At 65.6% G+C, this 16,745-nt stretch carries 17 protein-coding genes and 1 pseudogene; 5 read left to right on the top strand and 13 right to left on the bottom strand.

Going from position 1 to position 16,745, the window contains the following annotated elements:
- Positions 1 to 76: 76 nt before the first annotated feature.
- From thiL to ACVIN2_RS00190, 11 genes and pseudogenes are all read right to left on the bottom strand, one after another.
- Positions 77 to 1,075, bottom strand: a complete 999-nt coding sequence (gene thiL / locus ACVIN2_RS00240; RefSeq protein ID WP_456764038.1) for a thiamine-phosphate kinase — start codon at positions 1,073 to 1,075, stop codon at positions 77 to 79.
- A 118-nt stretch (positions 1,076 to 1,193) separates the two neighbouring features.
- Positions 1,194 to 1,691, bottom strand: a complete 498-nt coding sequence (gene nusB / locus ACVIN2_RS00235) for a transcription antitermination factor NusB (RefSeq protein ID WP_456764037.1) — start codon at positions 1,689 to 1,691, stop codon at positions 1,194 to 1,196.
- Between the two features lie 2 nt (positions 1,692 to 1,693).
- On the bottom strand, positions 1,694 to 2,185 hold the full coding sequence (gene ribH, locus ACVIN2_RS00230; protein WP_456764036.1) for a 6,7-dimethyl-8-ribityllumazine synthase: 492 nt from the start codon (positions 2,183 to 2,185) through the stop codon (positions 1,694 to 1,696).
- A gap of 72 nt (positions 2,186 to 2,257) precedes the next feature.
- On the bottom strand, positions 2,258 to 2,881 hold the full coding sequence (locus tag ACVIN2_RS00225; RefSeq protein ID WP_456764035.1) for a riboflavin synthase: 624 nt from the start codon (positions 2,879 to 2,881) through the stop codon (positions 2,258 to 2,260).
- On the bottom strand, positions 2,881 to 4,029 hold the full coding sequence (gene ribD, locus ACVIN2_RS00220) for a bifunctional diaminohydroxyphosphoribosylaminopyrimidine deaminase/5-amino-6-(5-phosphoribosylamino)uracil reductase RibD (protein ID WP_456764034.1): 1,149 nt from the start codon (positions 4,027 to 4,029) through the stop codon (positions 2,881 to 2,883). Before ribD ends, ACVIN2_RS00225 begins: the two co-directional genes overlap by 1 nt.
- Positions 4,026 to 4,509, bottom strand: a pseudogene (nrdR, locus tag ACVIN2_RS00215) (transcriptional regulator NrdR). Before nrdR ends, ribD begins: the two are co-directional and overlap by 4 nt.
- 29 nt (positions 4,510 to 4,538) lie before the next feature.
- Positions 4,539 to 5,837 (bottom strand): serine hydroxymethyltransferase, encoded by a 1,299-nt coding sequence (gene glyA, locus ACVIN2_RS00210; RefSeq protein WP_456764033.1) that lies wholly within the window; start codon positions 5,835 to 5,837, stop codon positions 4,539 to 4,541.
- A gap of 247 nt (positions 5,838 to 6,084) precedes the next feature.
- Positions 6,085 to 6,306: a hypothetical protein gene (locus tag ACVIN2_RS00205; protein WP_007603423.1), complete on the bottom strand. Its 222-nt coding sequence runs from the start codon at positions 6,304 to 6,306 to the stop codon at positions 6,085 to 6,087.
- Between the two features lie 37 nt (positions 6,307 to 6,343).
- On the bottom strand, positions 6,344 to 6,580 hold the full coding sequence (locus ACVIN2_RS00200) for a hypothetical protein (RefSeq protein ID WP_456764032.1): 237 nt from the start codon (positions 6,578 to 6,580) through the stop codon (positions 6,344 to 6,346).
- A gap of 202 nt (positions 6,581 to 6,782) precedes the next feature.
- A complete protein-coding gene (gene ldtR / locus ACVIN2_RS00195) occupies positions 6,783 to 7,301 on the bottom strand; it encodes a transcriptional regulator LdtR (RefSeq protein ID WP_007603420.1) in 519 nt (172 codons plus the stop codon).
- A gap of 401 nt (positions 7,302 to 7,702) precedes the next feature.
- Entirely contained in the window at positions 7,703 to 8,200 is a 498-nt protein-coding gene (locus ACVIN2_RS00190; protein ID WP_027518332.1) for a DUF6163 family protein, read from the bottom strand.
- A 122-nt stretch (positions 8,201 to 8,322) separates the two neighbouring features.
- Between ACVIN2_RS00190 and hemB the strand changes: the two genes are divergently transcribed.
- The 3 genes from hemB (at position 8,323) to ACVIN2_RS00175 (ending at position 11,145) form a co-directional block, all read left to right on the top strand.
- On the top strand, positions 8,323 to 9,384 hold the full coding sequence (gene hemB / locus ACVIN2_RS00185; RefSeq protein ID WP_247289350.1) for a porphobilinogen synthase: 1,062 nt from the start codon (positions 8,323 to 8,325) through the stop codon (positions 9,382 to 9,384).
- A gap of 295 nt (positions 9,385 to 9,679) precedes the next feature.
- Entirely contained in the window at positions 9,680 to 10,219 is a 540-nt protein-coding gene (locus tag ACVIN2_RS00180; RefSeq protein WP_007611123.1) for an RDD family protein, read from the top strand.
- A gap of 149 nt (positions 10,220 to 10,368) precedes the next feature.
- Positions 10,369 to 11,145 (top strand): arginyltransferase, encoded by a 777-nt coding sequence (locus tag ACVIN2_RS00175; RefSeq protein ID WP_007603416.1) that lies wholly within the window; start codon positions 10,369 to 10,371, stop codon positions 11,143 to 11,145.
- 121 nt (positions 11,146 to 11,266) lie between these two features.
- Here ACVIN2_RS00175 and ACVIN2_RS00170 read toward each other — a convergent pair whose 3' ends face one another.
- Positions 11,267 to 12,619: an Nramp family divalent metal transporter gene (locus ACVIN2_RS00170; RefSeq protein ID WP_456764031.1), complete on the bottom strand. Its 1,353-nt coding sequence runs from the start codon at positions 12,617 to 12,619 to the stop codon at positions 11,267 to 11,269.
- 167 nt (positions 12,620 to 12,786) lie between these two features.
- Here ACVIN2_RS00170 and ACVIN2_RS00165 point away from each other — a divergent pair, with 167 nt between their 5' ends.
- Positions 12,787 to 14,031: an MFS transporter gene (locus ACVIN2_RS00165; RefSeq protein WP_456764030.1), complete on the top strand. Its 1,245-nt coding sequence runs from the start codon at positions 12,787 to 12,789 to the stop codon at positions 14,029 to 14,031.
- A gap of 114 nt (positions 14,032 to 14,145) precedes the next feature.
- Here the strand turns inward: ACVIN2_RS00165 and ACVIN2_RS00160 are convergent, their stop codons facing one another.
- A complete protein-coding gene (locus ACVIN2_RS00160; protein WP_456764029.1) occupies positions 14,146 to 15,405 on the bottom strand; it encodes an adenylate/guanylate cyclase domain-containing protein in 1,260 nt (419 codons plus the stop codon).
- A 163-nt stretch (positions 15,406 to 15,568) separates the two neighbouring features.
- On the opposite strand from ACVIN2_RS00160, the gene ACVIN2_RS00155 reads away from it, so the two are divergent.
- The gene (locus ACVIN2_RS00155) at positions 15,569 to 16,726 is read left to right on the top strand and encodes an MFS transporter (RefSeq protein ID WP_456764028.1); all 1,158 of its coding nucleotides are present in this window, start codon (positions 15,569 to 15,571) and stop codon (positions 16,724 to 16,726) included.
- The last annotated feature ends 19 nt before the right edge of the window (positions 16,727 to 16,745 follow it).

The raw sequence follows: 16,745 nt of genomic DNA, 5'->3' as shown, positions 1-16,745 counted from the left end.
CAGATAAGGCCGAAAAGCCGATCTCGGCAGGTATTTAGCCGGTCGTGGGAGCCCGGACGCCGGTTTGGAGCAATTCCTAGAAGTGGCTGTAGGACAGCCGCTTCAACACCAGCTCCTGGCCCTGCCCGTCCAGGAAGCGCGGCCCCTCATGGCCCGCGACGATCGTGCCGATGGCCGTGACGGCAAGGCCGGCCGCCCGCCCCAAGGCAATCAGCGCGTCGCCTTGCGCCGGCGGAACGGTGCACAGCACCTCGTAATCGTCACCCCCGGCCAGCAGCGTCTCAACGGAAACGACGTTGCCCGCGATCAGGCCGGCGGCGGCAGCCGAGAGCGGCACGCTGGTCACGTCGATCGTGGCCGAGACGCCTGACGCCGCACAGAGCTTGGTCAGGTCTCCGGCAAGCCCGTCGGACACATCCATCGCAGCCGTTGCATGGTCACGCACGCCGTGCGCGAGAGCATTGCGCGGCTGCGGCACGCGATAGCGCGAGATCAGCGTCTCGCGCGCGTGCGGATCGGAGGCCAGCGCATTCGCCACCGCGCCGCCCTTGAGCACATCGAGGCCAAGCGCGGCGTCGCCGATCGTCCCAGTCACCAGGATACGGTCGCCCGGTTTGGCGCCGGTGCGGCCGACCATCCGGCCCTGCGGCACGCGGCCAAAGGCGGTGATCGAGATCATCTGCGGCCCCGGCGTCGACACCGTATCGCCACCGAGCAGTGGACAGGCGAAGGTTTTCGCATCCTCGCCGAGCGCGTCCGCGAACGGCCTGAGCCAGGTGTCTTCCCTGCTGCGCAGCGCCAGGGTCAGCACGAAGCCGGCCGGCGCGGCGCCCTTGGCAGCGAGATCGGACAGGTTCACCCGCAGCGCCTTGCGCGCAATGGTATCGGGCGGATCGCTGGCAAGATAATGCACACCCTCCACCACCGCGTCGGTGGTGACGACGATGTCGCTGCCGAGCGCCTGCAGGATGGCGGCATCGTCCACCAATCCCAACGCACCGGGATCAGTCGCCAGCGGCTTGAAATAGCGCGCGATGAGGGAGTCTTCGGCGGAGGGATTGTGCGGGCTGGTCATGAGCTCGATCCGTCATCTCCCGCCGTCATTGCGAGCAAAGCGAAGCAATCCAGACTGCCTCCGGAGATACAGTCTGGATTGCTTCGTCGCTACGCTCCTCGCAATGACGACCCCATATCTACCCCCGCCCGAACTCCTCACCGCGAAACTGGCGGCCGATCTGGTCGAGCACCGCGTTGACCATGCCGGTCTCCTCGCGGTCGACGAAGGCATTGGCGACGTCGACATATTCGGACACGACGACGCGGCCCGGCACGTCCTTGCGGTGTTCCAATTCATAGGCCCCTGCCCGCAGCACCGCGCGCAGGATCGCTTCGATGCGCTTCAACGGCCAGCCCTTCGACAGCGCCTCGTCGATCAGCGGATCGAGCTTCTTCTGGTCGCGCACGACGCCGGAGACGACGTCGCGGAAGAACGCCGCTTCCGCCGGGAGATATGTGTCGCCCTCGACCTCGTTGCCGAGCCAGTGGCTCTCGAACTCCGCAAAAATGTCGTTGATGCCGGCGCCGCCGATATCCATCTGGTACAGCGCCTGGACGGCTGCGAGCCGCGCCGCACCGCGGCGGTTCGCCTTCTTCTCCGTGCCAGCCGGCGGCTTCTTGTTGTTATCGGCCATGATCAAGCCCGCGCCAGCCGGCGCTTTATGCGCAGCATCGCAATCGCGGCCCGCGCAGCATCGCCGCCCTTGTTCAACTCGCTGGCACGCGCCCGCGCCCAGGCCTGCGCCTCGGTGTTGACGGTGAGGATGCCGTTGCCGAGCGGCAGCTTGCGCGTCACTGCGAGGTCCATCAGCGCGCGGGAAGATTCCTGCGAGACGATCTCGAAATGGATGGTGTCGCCACGGATCACGCAGCCGAGCGCGATCGCAGCGTCATAGGGCTTGCCATTGGCGGCCGCGGCATCAATCGCGATGGCGATCGCCGCGGGAATCTCCAGTGCGCCGGGAACCGTGATGATGTCGTGGGTCAGACCGGCCGCCTTCAGCTCGGCCACCGCGCCTTCGAGCATCGCGTCCTGGAGATCGTCATAGAACCGTGCCTCGACAATCAGCGCGCGTGCGCCGGAAATGTCGGTCTGGTCCTTCAGGGGTGCGCGCCGCGCGTCTGCCATCGTCAAATCCGTTCCACAGGTGTTGGCGCTATGTAGTCGCCACCAGCGGGTAAGCCAAGTTTAAAGACGCCGTCACTTCATTTCCGTCAGCCGCGCCGCGTAGCGGGCCATCAGATCGACCTCGATATTAACGTCATCCCCCGCCTTCCAGCCGCCGATCGTCGTGACCGTCAGGGTGTGCGGGATGATCAGCACGGAAAAGGTCACGTCCTTCACCGTATTAACCGTCAGCGAGACGCCGTCGAGCGTGATCGAGCCCTTGGTCGCGATGAACCGCGCCAGCTCCCGCGTCGTGGAAAGTTCGAACCGCGCCATCTCGGGCAGGTCTTCGCGGCTGACGAGGGTCGCGATGCCATCGGCATGGCCGGCGACGATATGCCCGCCGAGTTCGTCACCGATCTTGAGCGCTCGCTCCAGATTGAGCCTGGTGCCGACCCTCCAGTGCTTTGCGGTCGTCAGCGCCAGCGTCTCGGCCGCGGCATCGACGTCGAACCAGGTCCTTTGAGCAGAGTCCTTGCCACCTTCGACGCCGGAAGCAACCACGGTCAGGCAGACGCCGTTGCAGGCGATCGAGGCGCCGTCCGCAATGGTGGTCTGGTCGTAGCGGCAGGCGATGCGTAGCCGGTGCAGCTGGCCCTGCGCCGTCGGCGTGAAGCCGACGATCTCGCCGATATCGGTGACAATGCCGGTGAACATTACGCGCGCTCGTAGATGGTGAGAGTATCTTTGTCGAAGGTCTCGCTAGCATGAACCTTGTAGGCCTGCGACTGCGTGATTTTCGACAGCGGCAATGCGGCGAGCGCATCCACCCCGTCGGCGCCTACCGCCTCGGCGCCGCGGAACAGCCAGATCTCGTCAACGAGGTCAGCGGCGATAAAGGACGCCGCAACGCGGCTGCCGCCCTCGACCATCAGCCGCGTGATGCCCTTGCCGGCCAATGCATGCAGCACCGCCGCAAGATCGAGTCCCGCGGCGTTGCCGGGCGGCACGCGGATCACCTGCGCGCCGGCCGCACCGAGCCGCGTGGCGGCCGCGGCCTCCGCGAGTTCGGAACCCACCACCCACAGCGGAATCTCGCGCGCGGAGCCCACGAGCTTGCTCGCGCCGGGAATGCGCAGGCTCTGATCGAGCACCACGCGCACCGGCGAGCGCGCTGCCATGCCCGGCAGGCGGCAGTCGAGCTGCGGATCGTCCGCCAGCACCGTGCCGATGCCGACCAGGATGGCGTCGCTTTGCGCGCGCAGGAGATGCACCCGGTTGCGCGCCGCCTCGCCGGTGATCGCGACCGGCTTGCCCCCGGCCGCGCCGATCTTGCCGTCGGGCGAGACCGCGAGCTTCAGGATCACATGCGGGCGGTGATCCCTGATACGACGGAAATGCCCGGCATGATCGAAAGCGGCTTCGCGCGCGCACAGACCCACATCCACCATGATGCCGGCCGCGCGCAACCGAGCATGGCCCTGACCGGCGACGTCCGGATTGGGATCCTCGATCGCGGCCACCACCCGCTTGATGCCGGCGGCGATCACGGCGTCGGCGCATGGCGGCGACTTGCCGAAATGCGAGCACGGCTCCAGCGTGACGTAGAGCGTGGCGCCGCGCGCGGCCTCGCCTGCGCGCCGCAGCGCTTCGGGCTCGCCATGCGGTCGTCCGCCTGGTTGGGTCCAGCCGCGGCCGACGATCACGCCGTCCTTGACGATGACGGCGCCGACGGCGGGATTGGGCCAGGTACGTCCCTGCCCGCGCCTGCCGAGCGCCAGTGCAAGCTCCATGAAGCGCCGGTCGGCATCCCTGGACTCGCGCGCCTTCTGCGCGAATTGATCTTCCAGGATGCGGAAGATCATTTGCGGATCGCGGCGAGCCGCGCTTCCTCCTCACCGGAGAGCTCGCCGAGCACGTCGGCGAAATCCTTGGCCTCGCGGAAATTGCGGTAGACCGAGGCGAAGCGGACATAGGCGACGTCGTCGAGCGTGCGCAGATGCTCCATCACGGTCTCGCCTATCACTTCCGAGGAGATTTCAGCCTCGCCCCCGGTCTCGAGCTCGCGCACGATGGTGGAGACCATCTTCTCCACCCTTTCAGGCTCGACCTGCCGCTTGCGCAAGCTGATCGACACCGAGCGCATCAGCTTGTCGCGGTCGAACGGCACGCGGCGGCCGTTGCGCTTGATCACCGTGAGCTCGCGCAGCTGCACGCGCTCGAAGGTGGTGGAAGCGGAAATTGCAGGCGACGCACACGCGCCGCCTGCGGATCACGGAAGAGTCCTCGGTCGGACGCGAGTCCTTCACCTGCGTATCGAGACTGTTGCAGTTCGGGCAGCGCATCCGTTGACCTTGACCGGTTGTCTTGGACCTTACTGATAGATCGGGAAACGGTCGGTGAGCGCCTTGACCCGTTCCTTGATCGCGGCTTCCACCAGCGGCGCCTTGCCGTCGGAGGATTGCGCGATCGCGTTGAGGACTTCGGCGATCATGCCGGCGACCTGCTGGAATTCAGCGACGCCGAAGCCGCGGGTGGTTGCCGCAGGCGTGCCCAACCGAATACCGGAGGTGACAAACGGCGACTCGGGGTCGAACGGAATGCCGTTCTTGTTGCAGGTGATGGCAGCGCGAACCAGCGCCTTCTCCGAGGCGTTGCCCTTCAGGCCCTTCGGCCTGAGGTCAACCAGCATCAGATGGTTATCGGTGCCGCCGGAGACGATATCGAAGCCGTGGCTCTTCATCGCCTCGGCCAGCGCCTTGGCGTTCTCGACGACGTTCTTGGCATAGACCTTGAAGTCCGGCCGCAGCGCCTCGGCGAAGGCGACTGCCTTCGCCGCGATCACATGCATCAGGGGGCCGCCCTGCAGGCCCGGGAAGATCGCCGAGTTGAATTTCTTGGTCAGCGCCTCGTCATTCCACAGCATCAGGCCGCCGCGCGGACCGCGCAGCGATTTGTGGGTCGTGGTGGTGGTGATGTGGGCATAGGGCACGGGCGAGGCATGCACGCCGCCGGCGACCAGACCGGCGAAGTGCGCCATGTCGACCAGGAGATACGCGCCGACGCTGTCCGCGATCTCGCGGAAGCGCTTGAAGTCCCAGGCGCGCGAATAGGCCGAGCCGCCGGCCACGATCAGCTTCGGCTTGACCTCCTCGGCCTGCTTGGCGACCGCGTCCATGTCGATGATCTGGTCCTCGCGGCGCACCGTGTAGTGCGCGGCCTTGAACCATTTGCCGCTCATGTTGACGGGGGAGCCGTGGGTGAGATGGCCGCCGGCCGCAAGATCGAGGCCCATGAAGGTGTCGCCAGGCTGAAGCAGCGCCAGAAACACCGCCTGGTTCATCTGGCTGCCGGAGTTCGGCTGCACGTTGGCGAAGTTGGCGCCAAACAGCTTCTTGGCGCGATCGATCGCGAGGTTCTCGGCGACGTCGACCCACTCACAACCGCCGTAGTAGCGCGCGCCCGGATAGCCTTCCGCATATTTGTTGGTCATCACCGAACCCTGCGCTTCCAGCACGGCACGGCTGACGATGTTCTCGGAGGCGATCAGCTCGACCTCATGACGCTGGCGGCCGAGCTCGCCCTTGATTGCGGCTGCGATTTCCGGGTCAGCCTGCTCGAGCGAGGCGGTGAAAAACGAATCGGGCGCGGAGGCGGTTTTGGCGAAGGTCATCTTGCGAATATCTCCACCGCCGCAGCCTTTTGGCGGGCTACGGGCGGGTCTGGTGTGGCGATCGGAAGCGGCGTGCGCGATCTACCACATCGCCCGCAACAGGCCAAGTAGTTGCGGGTCGGACCTGAGATTTATGCAAGATATGGTGGGATTGGAGGATTTGGACGACGGGGCGGTATCCGGTCGTCCATGTCCTGAAAGGCCCGCTTTGGGCTCGAAAGGCCGCGTGGATGCGAGCGGCCAGCCTCTACAGCCCGGTATACCCCGCCTTCACGGGATCCACGCTGCCGTCGAGCTGCCGCAGATAGGTGAGGCCGCAAACCGTCAACCTGTGGGTGTCTTTCTCGCCGGCTTCCATCAACGTATTGAGGTAGTTAGTCACCTTTTCCCGCGCCTCCGCGCTCGCCGCCGACGTGCGGTTGGCGAGCAAATCGTAGGTATGCATGATCCGGTCGATGGCAGCTTCCATGGCACCCTCTGGTTCTTGCCGCGTTTGGGAGTTGAGATCAGGCAACCGCTTTGGCCTCGGACTGCGCCTCGAACCTGACGATGGCCTTGTTTGCCAACCTGATCTTGTTGAATTCGCCGTGCTGGAGCAGCTTGATGACGATCTCAAGCAGGCTTTCGTCGGTGACGAGGGTGTCCCGGATCGCGCCGGAGCGGCGAAGATAGTTCGCGGCGATGGCATAGGCCTCGCTCACGAGTTCCACGTTCATCACCCCCACGCCACGCTCGACCAGCATCGTCCGCCCTCCGATCGAAGGGGATAAGCACCGAACCGGGAACTCGTTCCCTCCGGTTGGGGATTTTTTTCGCAACCGCGAAATGGAAGAAACGCACCGGTCCGGACACAGCCGGGCCGGCGCGCTTGGGGAAGTGAGGCACGTTCGGGAGGCTTGCCGGTCTTGTTGCGGGCCGGCTTGGCCTTGTCCCGTCAAAAAGAACTCAGAGACGATACAGGATCTGGTCGGTCCAGAATCGCTCGAGGCGGTGCAGCGACTTGTTGAGGGTCGAGAACTCCTCGCCCGAGATGCCACCGACCTGCTCGACCGTCTTGACGTGCTTCTGGTAGAGCGAGTCGACGATGCGGCGGACTTCCTGGCCCTGCGGCGTCAGGCGGATGCGCACCGAGCGGCGATCGACGCGCGAGCGCTGATGGTCGAGGAAGCCGAGCTCGACGAGCTTCTTCAGATTGTAGGAGACGTTGGAGCCGAGGTAATAACCGCGCGTGCGCAGTTCGCCCGCGGTCAGCTCCTTGTCGCCGATGTTGTAGAGCAGCAGCGCCTGCACCGAATTGATGTCCGCACGGCCGCGGCGATCAAACTCGTCCTTGATCACGTCGAGCAGCCGGCGATGCAGCCGCTCCACCAGAGTCAAGGCTTCCAGATAGAGCGTCTGCACCGAACCCTGCTGGCCGGAGACGCGCTCTGCGGTATCTGCCGCAGTTGCGACGGCTTTCATCATGACACTTCCCCTGTTGTCGTTTTTATCGACACTCATTCGACGAAACTTGTGTCCCGTCTGATAGGTGCAACTTAAGGGGCCCGTTTGAAGATCGGCTTAAATAAGAGAATAAAGAGATCATGAATTTAAGACAGTGAATTGCGGATTAAGCCTGTGCCACAAGCACTTTTCGCAATAGTCTGTTGACTCTCGCAAGGTCCTGTTCACCCTCCGTCCGCCGCGATTGTCGCATTCCAGAACAGCCCCGCCCCGTTTCGAAACGGCCGCGTAAGAGCTGTGGCGGAACAGGCTGGTTAGCGAAAACTTACGTCGAATTTTACGCAACCAATGGTCAACCAAGCGCGACAATCTCGTGTCCCGGTCCAGCACAGCGAAGCGCAGAGTCGGGGCACGAGAGTTTGCTATGGCGGCCGTTCGCGCGCGGCCATCCAGGCGAGTGCGAGATAGGCCGCCAGCATGAAGGCTTCGACGCCGACCACAATCAGGCTGCCGCCGTAGATGCCCGGGAACATCAGCTCGATTACCGCCATCGACACCACGGTCGTCAGCCACACCACGGCGCCCCAGGGCGTCGCCAGCCACAGCCCGACCGCGGCAACGAGTTCGATCACGGCGAAGTAGATGGTGGAGGCCTGCCAGGCCATCGACTGGTTCTCGAACGCCTCGTCCTCGCCGCCGACGAAGCCCGTCACCTGCGCCCAATGATAGAGGCCTTTGAGGATCGAGAGCAGCGCCATCACCCGCAGGAACAGCACGAGCCGGCGCGTCCAGACATTGTCGTCGGATTCAGCTCGCTCCGACGAGATCGCCGCCACCGACATTGCGCTGTCTCTGGCATTGTCTCGGACGGCGTCCCTGGCACTGTCGCGGGCCGCATCGCGGGTGGAGATCTCGGACATGCCCCCTTCTGGCTGCTTTGCCCCGCAAAATCAATCGGCTGCCATCTTTTGCGACAGGTCAAGCCGCGGTGACGGGAACCATGCGAGCTGGTATAAGAATAATTCCAGCCGGAGGAAGAGTGATGGCGATCAAATACGGACGTCCGATCGAATTGCGCGAGGTCTCGCGCCGGGATGGCACTGGGGCCTCCCCTGCCCTCGATCTGACCGTCCGCCCGCGCCGCAACCGCAAGGCCGAATGGGCCCGGCGTATGGTGCGCGAGAACGTGCTCACGACGGACGATCTGATCTGGCCGCTGTTCCTGATCGACGGCAACAACAAGCGCGAGCAGATCGCCTCGATGCCCGGCGTCGAGCGCCTCAGCGTCGACCAGGCCGTGCGCGACGCCGAGCGCGCGATGAAGCTCACCATCCCCTGCCTCGCGCTGTTTCCCTACACCGACCCGTCCCTGCGCGACGAGGAGGGCTCGGAAGCCACCAACCCGAACAATCTGGTCTGCCAGGCGGTGCGCGCGATCAAGAAGGAGTTTCCGGAGATCGGCATTCTCTGCGACGTCGCGCTCGATCCCTTCACCAGTCATGGCCATGACGGTCTGATCTCCGACGGCAAGATCCTGAACGACGAAACGGTCGCCGTGCTGGTGCGTCAGGCCCTGGTGCAGGCCGAAGCCGGCTGCGACATCATCGCGCCCTCCGACATGATGGACGGCCGCGTCGCCGCGATCCGCGAGGGTCTGGATCGCACCGGGCTTCTTGACGTGCAGATCATGGCCTATGCCGCAAAATACGCCTCCGCCTTTTACGGTCCGTTCCGCGACGCCATCGGCTCGGCCAAGACGCTCACCGGCGACAAGCGCACCTACCAGATGGACAGCGCAAACACCGACGAGGCGCTGCGCGAGGTCGAGCTCGACATCGCCGAGGGCGCCGACATGGTGATGGTCAAGCCCGGCATGCCCTATCTCGACGTCGTCCGCCGCGTGAAGGACACGTTCGCAATGCCGACCTTCGCCTACCAGGTCTCCGGCGAATACGCGATGATCGCGGCAGCCGCCAACAACGGCTGGCTCGACGGCGACCGCGCCATGATGGAGAGCCTGCTCGCCTTCAAGCGCGCTGGCGCCGACGGTGTGCTGAGTTATTTCGCACCGAAGGCGGCGGAGAAGCTTCGCGCGCAGGGGTAAGCCCCAATGTCGTCCCGGCGCAGGCCGGGACCCATACCGCGTGATCTATCGGGGGCGTGGGGTATTGGTACCGGGGAAGCGATCAACCCCTGAGCCTTCGCCAAACTGCTTGGCGTGGTTATGGGTCCCGGCCTTCGCCGGGACGACACTATTCGTGTGGCGGCGCGCCCTTTCCTCCCACCTCCGCCGCCCCCGAATCGCCGGAATATTTCGGCTTGTTAATCGCGGCACCCTTGGCACGCGGACGGCCTATTCCCATGTGCTGCCACGGGAGTTTCCCCTCGGGAGGACGGTCATGTCGTATTCGGACTCGGGCAATGCCTGGCGCAATGACGGTGGGGCGCAGCCGCATGCCTACGATCCCTATCTGCACCCGGAACTGTTCCGCGGCGTTGCGACGCGGCGGGTGTTCGCCTTCCTGATCGACATGGTCGTGATCTCGGTGCCGGTGATCCTCGGCTACCTCTTCATCGCGGTGTTCGGCGTGGTTACGCTCGGCATCGGCTGGGCGCTGTTCTGGCTGGCCTGGCCGGCCTCCGTGATCTGGGCCATCGTCTATTACGGCGCCTGCATCGGCGGTCCTTCGTCCGCGACCATCGGCATGCGCGTGATGGATCTTGAGTTGCGCACCTGGTACGGCGCGCCCGGCTATTTCGTGCTGGGCGCCACCCACGCGGTGCTGTTCTGGGTGACCGTTTCGTTCCTGTCGCCTTTCGTCGTCCTGGTCGGCCTCTTCAACGGCCGCAGGCGCTTGCTGCAGGATTTCGTGCTGGGAACGGTCGTGATCAACAATTCCGTTCGTGCGCCAGTGCCTCAGGGCGCCAGGACCTACTGATCAGCGACCTTTCGATCAAGGACCCGCTGATCAAGAACCTATCAACCTTGACCCGCTATGCTGTCCGACCTGACCTGCCGAGTAGACCGATTGACCGGGGGCTTTCGTAGCGCGATGCTGACGCACATTTTGGAGGCCCACGACGTCCCTTGACCCAGCACTCGCGCGACACCCCACAATTTTACCTCACGGCGCCCTCCCCCTGCCCCTATCTGCCGGGCCGGCACGAGCGCAAGGTGTTTACGCACCTCGTAGGTGAGCGCGCCGGTGACCTCAACGACCTCCTGACCCATGGCGGCTTCCGTCGCAGCCAGTCGATCGCCTATCGTCCCGCCTGCGACCAGTGTCGCGCCTGCGTCTCGGTCCGGGTGATCGCCAACGAGTTCCGCCCCTCCCGCAACTTCCGCAAGGTGATCGCGCGCAACGCCGACATCATCGGCGAGCAGCGCAGCGCGGTGCCGACCTCCGAGCAATATTCGGTGTTCCGCGCCTATCTCGATTCCCGTCACCGCCATGGCGGAATGGCCGACATGACCGTGCTCGACTACGCCATGATGGTCGAGGACAGCCACGTCGAGACCCGCATCATCGAGTACCGCAAGCGTGGTCCCGACAGCGGCATCACCGGCCGTGGCGAGGAGCTGATCGCGGTCGCGCTGACCGACGTGCTCAGCGACGGCCTGTCGATGGTCTATTCGTTCTTCGAGCCCGGCGAAGTCAGCCGCTCGATGGGCACCTTCATGATCCTCGACCACATCGCCCGCGCTCGCCGGCAAGGACTCCCTTACGTCTATCTCGGCTATTGGATCGAAGGCTCGAAGAAGATGGACTACAAGGCCCGCTTCCTGCCGCAGCAGCGCCTCGCGCCGTCAGGCTGGCTGCGCATCGACGCGCAAGGCGACGCCGCGTCCGAGCCGCAGGATTAGCTCTCCGTCATGCCCCGCGAAAGCGGGGCATCCAGTACGCCGCGGCTTCTCGGGTCAATCACGACCGTCTCTGGCATACTGGGTCGTCCGGTCGAGCCGGACGACGACAGCCGTGGTGTGTTCACCCGAACAGCGTATCCGCCAGCAGCTTCAGATTCAAAACCACGATGATGCCGGCGACGATCCACGCGATCGCGGCGACCCACGTTGGAATCGCGAACTTGCCCATCTTGCGGCGGTCGGACACGAAGCGGACCAGCGGGATCACGGCGAAAGGCAGCTGCATCGACAGCACGACCTGGCTGAACACCAGCAAATCCGCCGTGCCGCGTTCGCCGTAGATCGCGGTGACGATAATGACGGGGATGATGGCGATGCCGCGGGTCAGCAGCCGGCGCGCCCAGCTCGGCAGGCGCAGGTCGAGAAAACCCTCCATCACGATCTGGCCGGCGAGCGTCGCGGTCACGGTCGAGTTGAGCCCCGAGGCAAGCAGCGCCACTGCGAACAGCGTCGAGGCGATGCCGAGCCCGAGCAGCGGCGACAGCAGCTCGAACGCCTGGCCGATCTCGGCGACATCCGAATGGCCGCTCTTGTGAAAGGTTGCGGCAGCCACGACGAGGATCGCGGCATTGATGAACAGCGCCAGCATCAGGGCGACGGTCGAATCCGTCGTCGCCCATTTGATCGCCTCGCGCCGGCCGGTGTCGTTGCGCTCATAGGCGCGCGTCTGCACGATCGAGGAGTGCAGATAGAGATTATGCGGCATCACGGTGGCGCCGATGATGCCGATCGCGATGTAGAGCATCTCGGGGTTGGTGAAGATCTCGGTCTTCGGCACAAATCCCCTCAGCATCTCGGCCACCGGCGGTGCGGCCGCGGCAAGCTGGACGGTGAAGCAGACAGCGATCACGACGAGCAGTGCGATGACGAAGGCTTCGAGGAAACGGAAGCCACGGTTCATCAGGATGAGCAGCAAAAAAGCATCCAGCGCGGCGATCAGCGCGCCGCCGATCAGGGGAATGCCGAACAGCAGTTTTAGGGCAATCGCCGTGCCGATGACCTCGGCGAGATCGCAGGCGATGATCGCCGCCTCGCAGGCGAGCCACAGCATGAAGTTCACGGCCGGCGAATAGGTCGCGCGGCAGGCTTGCGCGAGGTCGCGGTCGGTGACGATGCCGAGCCGTGCCGCCAGTGATTGCAGCAGGATCGCCATCAAATTCGAGAGCAGGATGACGGAGAGCAGCGTGTAGCCGAACTTGGACCCACCGGCGAGGTCGGTGGCCCAGTTGCCGGGATCCATGTAGCCGACCGACACCAGATAGCCCGGGCCGACGAAAGCAAGCAGGCGCCGCCACCACACCCCCGCGATCGGGATCGCGACCGTGGCATTCACCTCGGCCAGGCTCTTGGTAGCCGGCGCGTCATTGCGCCAGCCGGCGGCGTCTCGGGTCAGATCGGGAGAGCGAGCATCCATGGGGCGAGAATACCGAAGTCGAGCCTTATTGCAACTCATTTGCAACTGCATCTAGCCGGATCGGTCCCTCGGCGGCCGCTATGTGCCGCCCCTGTCGGGAAGCGGGTGGGTTTGGCCGTCCTCCGAGGCGGATAGTGGCGCCGACTCGACTTTGCAGGAAATGAGCCATGTCAAATGCCCCACGCCTCCCCGAGACATTCAACCGCCTCGCCTGGTCCAATTTGGCGGCACAGTCGGCCGAACAGATCGCGCTGGCCGCAGCCCCCATCGTCGCGGTGCTGACGCTCGGCGTCGCCGAAGGCCAGACCGGCCTGCTCCAGACCGCGCTGACCCTGCCCTTCGTCCTCTTCGCCATCCCGGCCGGACTGCTGGCCGACCGCATCTCCCGCCGTTCGCTGATGGCGGGCGCCGAGGCGCTGCGGGCCGCGGCCCTTGCAGCGATCGTGCTGCTGCTCGCACTCGGCGCGCTCAATCTGCCGCTGCTGGCGCTGCTCGGCTTTGCCGCCGTGTGCGGCACCGTCGTCTACAGCGTGGCCGCGCCGGCACTGGTGCCCTCGCTGGTGAGTTCGAACCTGTTGCCGGCGGCCAATGCGCGGATCGAGCTCGCACGCACCATCGCCTTCGCCAGCGGCCCTGCGCTCGGCGGCGTGCTGGTCGGGTGGTGGGGCGCGAGCCCGGCCTTCGGCTTTGCGGCCGCGCTGTCCGCGATCGCCGTCGTGCTGCTCTCCGGCATCTACGAGCCCGCCCGCACGCCGGCGCCACGGCGGCATCCGTTCCAGGACATCCGCGAGGGCGCGGCCTTCGTGTTTCACCATCCGCTGCTCCGGCCGGTGTTCATCACCCAGTTCATCTTCAACACCGGATGGTTTCTGCAGATCGCGGTGTTCGTGCCCTACGCCGTGCGTCACCTCGGCCTGACCGCCGCCGGCATCGGCACCGTGCTGACGATGTACGGTGTCGGCATGGTGATCGGCGCGCTGTTCGCCACACGGGTGATGAAGCGCATCGCGTTCGGCACGGTCGTCGGCCTTGGCCCCGTCACCGGCTTCGTCGCCGCAATGGTGATGGCGCTGACGGTGCTGGTCCCCTCGCCCTGGCTTGCGGCCTTGAGCTTCTTCCTTCTCGGCGTCGGGCCGATCCTGTGGGTGATCTCGACCACGACGCTGCGCCAGTCGGTGACGCCGCCTCGCCTGCTCGGCCGCGTCTCCGCCATCAACATCATGAGCTACGGCGCCCGCCCGGTCGGCTCGGCGCTGGGTGCGGTCGTCGGCGGCCTCTGGAGCGCGGAAGCGTGCCTCTATCTCGCCGCCGCCGTGTTCGGCGTGCAGGCGCTGGTGATCTGGCTCTCGCCCGCGGTGATGCTGGACCGGCAGCCGGACATGGTGGGCGATGAGGTGGTGGCGCGGTGTTAGGCGCACCGTCATTGCGAGCGCAGCGAAGCAATCCAGAATCCGTCCGCGGAGACAGTCTGGATTGCTTCGTCGCAAGAGCTCCTCGCAATGACGGAGTATGTTGTAACAGCTAGCCTAGCCTGCCAGATACCGCTCGTAGCTGCCCGTCACCGGCTCGCTCGCGTCCACCTCGGGATCGAGCGTGTAGAGATCCTGCGCGCGGCCGATGCCACGCAGCGCGTAGCGGCCGGTGGAGACGAGATAGCGCCGGCCGGCGGCGTCGAGGCCCTTGTAGAACTCCGCCGAGGCCAGCAGCTCGCGATCGACCGAACGGCTCATCGAGGCGATGCGACTGACCTCGTTCACGGTCGGACCGACCACGGTGAAATCGAGCCGGTCCTCGCTGCCGATATTGCCGTAAAAGACTTCGCCGACATGCAAGCCGATATAGGCGGACGTGGTGGGACGGCCCTCGGCGCCCCGCCGCAGGTTCAGCGCCGCGACGTTCTTGCGGAACAGATGCTCGGCGCGCAGCGCCGCGCGCCGGGCATGTGCCATGTCCTCGCCGGTGAACATCGCGAGCACGCCGTCGCCGATCAGCTTCAAGACGTCGCCGCCGGCGTCGTGGATCGCATCGATCACGGCCTGCGCATAGTCGTTGAGGAACGGGATGATCTCGTCGGGGCCGATGCTCTCGCTGATTCCGGTCGAACCGCGCAGATCCGAATACCACAGCACGGCGTTGATGCGCTCGGTGACGCCGCGCGAGATACGTCCGCTCAAGACCTGCTCTGACGCATCGCGTCCAAGATAGACGCGGCCGAGCGTGCGCGCGATGTCGACCTGCTGCGCCGACTTGATCGCGAGCCCCAGCACCGGCACGAGATCGCGCAGCGCCGCGAGCTCGCCTTCGGCGAAGCCGCTGTCGCGTCGCGTTGTCCAGGAGGAGTAGAGGCAGTCCATCTGCCCGAGCGCTCCGGTCTCCCCGAAGCGGTGCACAAAGGCCAGGAAATGGCGGTGACCCGTTTCGGCGAGCTCGCCGATCTGCGAAAAATCGAGCGAGGGCGCGTCGGCGAGATCGATCACCATCTCGTCGTGACCATGCTCGAGCAAATGATAGAACACCGACCGGCGCCAATTGTTGGCCGCGTCGCCCTCGGCCGTCGAGCCGTATTCGACGACGTCGCTCTCGTTGGTCGGCGTATCGCTCCAGCGGAAGGCGCGCCCCTCGTAGATCGGGTGCAGCGTATCGATCACGACAAGCCCACGCGAGAGTTCCAGCCCCTCGGCGCGGCAGCGCTCGCAGAAGCCGCGCAGCAGTTCGGGTTCGGGCAGGCCGGTGAGCCCCTGGCCGGCCAACCAGTTCATCAGCGCAAGTCGCGAGGTCAATTGCATGCGCCATTATGCCGTGCATTCGTGACGAGCGAAAGGCGGTGCGCGGACCTTGCGTCAAGGCTCCCACCCGCGGCAGGTCGCATATGTCGCGGACGCTGTTGACGCGCTCCCGCCTCGGGCGGCAAATGCGAACGATGACACCGCCGATCAGAAATACGGGGATATGAGCCAGCGCCAGCTTCCGATCATCCTGGCGCTTGGTACCACGCAGACCCTGGCCTGGGCCTCGAGCTACTATCTGCCGGCGCTGCTCGCCGATCCCATGGCGCGCGATCTCGGCATCTCCTCCAACTGGGTCTTTGGCGCGTTCTCGGCCTCGCTGGTGATCTCGGCGCTGCTCGGCCCGCGCATCGGGCGACAGATCGATCTGGTCGGCGGCCGGCAGGTCCTCTCGGTGTCGAACCTGACGATCGCCGCCGGCCTCGTTCTGCTCGGCCTCTCGCAATCGGTGGCGGTGATGGCGATGGCCTGGCTCGTGCTCGGCATCGGCATGGCGATGGGGCTTTACGACGCCGCCTTCGCCGCGCTCGGCCGCATCTACGGCACCGAGGCCCGCAGGCCGATCACCGGCATCACGCTGATGGCGGGCTTTGCATCGACCGTCGGCTGGCCGCTCACCGCCTGGGGCCTCGCCCATATCGGCTGGCGCGAGACCTGCTTTGCCTGGGCCGCTGCCAACCTCCTGATCGGCCTGCCGCTCAACTTCTTTTTGCTGCCGACCATCAAGGGCGCCAGGCAGGCCGCAGCGACAGCGGTGAAGCCGCATCTGCCGCTCGACCGCACCATGATCCTACTCGCGTTCGTCTTCGCGGCGGTCTGGACCGTCACCGGCGCGATGGCCGCGCATTTTCCGCGCATCCTGGAGACAACAGGCGCGACGCCGGTCGAGGCGATCGCGGCCGGTGCGCTGATCGGCCCCGCGCAAGTCGCCGCGCGGGTTCTGGAGGCGGGCTTCCTCAGCCGCTTTCATCCGCTGTGGTCGACGCGGCTCGCCTGCCTCACCCACCCGATCGGCGCGGTGGTCGTGGCGATCTTCGGCGGCGCCGCGGCCAGTGCGTTTGCGCTGTTCCACGGCTCCGGCAACGGCATCCTGACCATCGCGCGCGGCACGCTGCCGCTGTCGATCTTCGGCCCCAAGGATTTCGGCTATCGCCTCGGCATTATCGGCGCGCCGGCACGGATGGCGCAGGCCGTGGCGCCGCTGGCCTTTGGCCTGCTCATCGACGTCATGGGCGCCAAGGTGCTGATCGTCTCCTCTGCGCTCAGCCTCTCGGCACTCGCCGCGCTGTTCATGATCCGCGCGCAACCGCGGCCGGATTGACCGGGCCGGAGCTTTCGCG

The sequence above is a fragment of the Bradyrhizobium sp. USDA 3650 genome, from assembly GCF_054057395.1.
The sequence above is the reverse complement of the archived record's forward strand: the minus strand, read 5'-3'. Positions and strand labels throughout refer to the sequence as shown.